A 2,666-nucleotide genomic window follows, 5' to 3' on the forward strand; every position below is an offset into this window, starting at 1 on the left:
GCCGGGAATGGCGTCGACCAGCTCGACCTTGAAGGCCTCGCCCTTGTCGCGGAACACCTGCTTGGTCTTCTCGCGATCCCAGACCTCCTTGGTGAAAGGCCTGTCGCGGGCGATGATCTCGCGCATCTTCTTCTCGATCGCGGCAAAGTTTTCCGGCGTGAACGGCTCGTTGCGGAAGAAATCATAGTAGAAGCCGTTTTCGATCACCGGACCAATGGTGACCTGGGTGCCCGGCCAGAGCGACTGCACGGCTTCTGCGAGCACATGCGCGCAGTCGTGCCGGATCAGTTCAAGCGCGCGTGGCTCCTCGCGATTGATCAGCTCGATCCTCGCGTCCTGCCCGATCGGATCATTGAGATCGGCGAGCTCGCCGTCCAGTGCAATCGCCACCGTGCGCTTGGCGAGCGACGGCGAAATGCCCTTGGCGACATCGAGACCGGTGGTGTCTTTCGGGAACTCGCGCTTCGAGCCGTCCGGGAAGGTGAGGGTGATCTTCGACGCCGTCTCGGCGGGCTTGAGATTGGTGATGCTGTACTGGAATCCGGACTCGGATTTGCGCTGGTCGGTCATGTCAGTCTCCTTGAGGCTCACTCCTGCGAACGAGCGCAGGTAAGCGGGAAGCAGCGATATAGCAGGCGATTCGGGCCGCGCAACCGGCCATACGGTCAAATCCGCGCTTCCTCGGAACTGCTCCAACCGCAGCGTTGCGACGGGGCGAGAACCTGATACAACGTCAAAGCGCGCTGGCGTCCTGGTTTCGCTTTCGATGTCTCCCCCTGTTACGTCGTGGATCCGACGCTTCCTAGCCGTCTCCCTGCTTTGTGGGCCGGTCTTTGCAGCGCCAAAGACTCTGGCACCCGCAGCACCGAGGCCGCTTCCGCCTGCCGCGCCCAAACCCTCAACGTTTGCGGTGCCCAAGACCGCTGGACCGCCGACGGCGAAGCCATCGCCGCGTATTACGGCAGCCGACGGGCCGATGCTGTTCTACGTCGTCAAGGGGCAGCCGGAGAGCTGTGGGCGGGGATGCGATCGCTGGATCGCCGCCGACGGCAAGATCGATGCGGCCGCGGCGCTCCGCTTCCGCAAGTTCCTGAGCCAGCTCGGTGACCGTCATCTTCCGATCTATTTCAACTCGCCAGGCGGCAATCTGGACCAGGCGGTAGCCATGGGCGCAATGCTGCGCGAGAGGCCGGTGGTCGCTCGGGTCGGGCGCTCGGTGGTCACCGAATGCGGTTTCGAGGCCCAGGACGGCGCGGCGTGCAGCAGGCTGAAGCAGTCCGGGCGCGAACTGCATGGTGATCTCTGGACGCGCGGCGCGATCTGCGCCTCGGCGTGCCCCTATCTCATTCTGGGCGCCGCGACCCGCGAAATCCCGCCCGACGCGGTGCTCGGCGTCCACTCGCCCCGGGTGGTGCTGCGTTTCAACGGAGGCGTTGCGACCCAGGAGATGCGCACGGCGGCGGTGGCGAGCGGGCTCGAACGCGCCGATCGGCTGATCGCCGGCTATCTGCAGAAGGTCGGCGCCGATCCCGGGCTGCTCGCGCTTGCCCGCACCGTCAAGTTCACGGACGTGCACGTCCTGACCCGCGAGGAGATTGCCCGCTTCGGCATCGACCGGCGCGAGGTCGCAGAGACGCCGTGGGAGTTCGAGAACGACGTACGCAGCATGGTCGGCAAGGCCGCGCTTCACCTCGACGGCGGTGAGAAGTCCTATCGGACCCTGCGATGGCGCTTGCTCTGCTTCAACGCCAATCAGTTCGAATTGGACTTCCAGCGCAAGGCCGCGTCCGATGCACTCTCTCCCACCGTGTCGATCTCGAACGGCGAGCTGAAGCCGCTGTTCTTCACCACCCACAGATCGGCGTCCGGCTACGAGATCTGGGCCATGCGGATCGATCGCAGCTCGCTCGGATCGCTCTCGGGCCAGCCGCAATTCGATCTCACCGAGACGTCGCAGGCGCCGGACGGAAAGCGACCGTCTCACGTGACGAAATTCTCCAGCGAAGGACTGGCCGGTGCGCTCGACCGCCTGGTTGCGACCTGTCCGGCGACGGTATTCAGCCAGGTGCCGGTGGCTGCGCGTTCCGGCACGGCGAAATAGCCCGGCGTCATGCGCCGCATGATAAAGATTCATGCATATGCATGGATATATCTGCTATCACCCGCGGGGTGCCTCGCCGGCAGAGCCGGCCGCCGCGAAAGCAGCTCGGGGTCTGGAAAAGCTGGCCTCGGAAGGCTAAAGCCCGTTCGGCAAATGGGCCGGCCTGCGGCCGGGGCCCGCCTCGATCTTTCAACGACGCTTCAAGTGGTGAATGACATGAGAACCTTAATCGCGGTTGCCGCGGTGCTCTATTCGGCTGCTGCGCTGGCGCAGGCCGGTCCGCCGATGGTCGGCGACAAGCCGCTGGTCCAGGTCAAGCCGCGTGCCGCCAAGGTGGCGGGAAAATCGCAGCCGACTGCGGTGCGCCTGCAGGAGTGCCTCGATATCGACGACGGCACCAAGGAGCGGCTGAGCTGCTATGACGCGGTGATCCTGCCAGCGTCAAAGCCCAAGGTGATGACCGCCAAGGGCGTCAACGACTGCAAGTTCACCAAGGAAGAGGACGAGCGGCTCGCCTGCTACAACGGCTTTGTCGAGAACATGCCGAAATTGCCCAGGAGCTGAT

The 2,666-nt window shown here is 64.6% G+C and carries 3 protein-coding genes; 2 read left to right on the plus strand and 1 reads right to left on the minus strand.

What is annotated here, in order from left to right:
• Window positions 1-570 (minus strand): TGS domain-containing protein (locus tag JOY90_RS00005; RefSeq protein ID WP_291689124.1); only part of this gene is annotated, 570 nt, incomplete at its 3' end.
• Between the two features lie 406 nt (window positions 571-976).
• On the opposite strand from JOY90_RS00005, the gene JOY90_RS00010 reads away from it, so the two are divergent.
• Both JOY90_RS00010 and JOY90_RS00015 read left to right on the plus strand, forming a co-directional pair.
• Window positions 977-2,101 (plus strand): hypothetical protein, encoded by a 1,125-nt coding sequence (locus JOY90_RS00010; RefSeq protein ID WP_291689125.1) that lies wholly within the window; start codon window positions 977-979, stop codon window positions 2,099-2,101.
• Between the two features lie 216 nt (window positions 2,102-2,317).
• Window positions 2,318-2,665 carry a hypothetical protein gene (locus JOY90_RS00015; protein WP_291689126.1) on the plus strand — a complete coding sequence of 116 codons (348 nt, stop codon included), beginning with the start codon at window positions 2,318-2,320 and terminating at the stop codon, window positions 2,663-2,665.
• Window position 2,666: the final 1 nt, after the last annotated feature.

The organism is Bradyrhizobium sp. (assembly GCF_019242285.1).
In the GTDB taxonomy this organism is placed as follows: domain Bacteria; phylum Pseudomonadota; class Alphaproteobacteria; order Rhizobiales; family Xanthobacteraceae; genus Bradyrhizobium.

Excerpts from the sequence above, each read along its gene's own strand:
- JOY90_RS00010 (WP_291689125.1), top strand. The coding sequence starts at position 977 with ATGCTGTTCTACGTCGTCAAGGGGCAGCCGGAGAGCTGTGGGCGGGGA.
- JOY90_RS00015 (WP_291689126.1), top strand. The coding sequence starts at position 2,318 with ATGAGAACCTTAATCGCGGTTGCCGCGGTGCTCTATTCGGCTGCTGCG.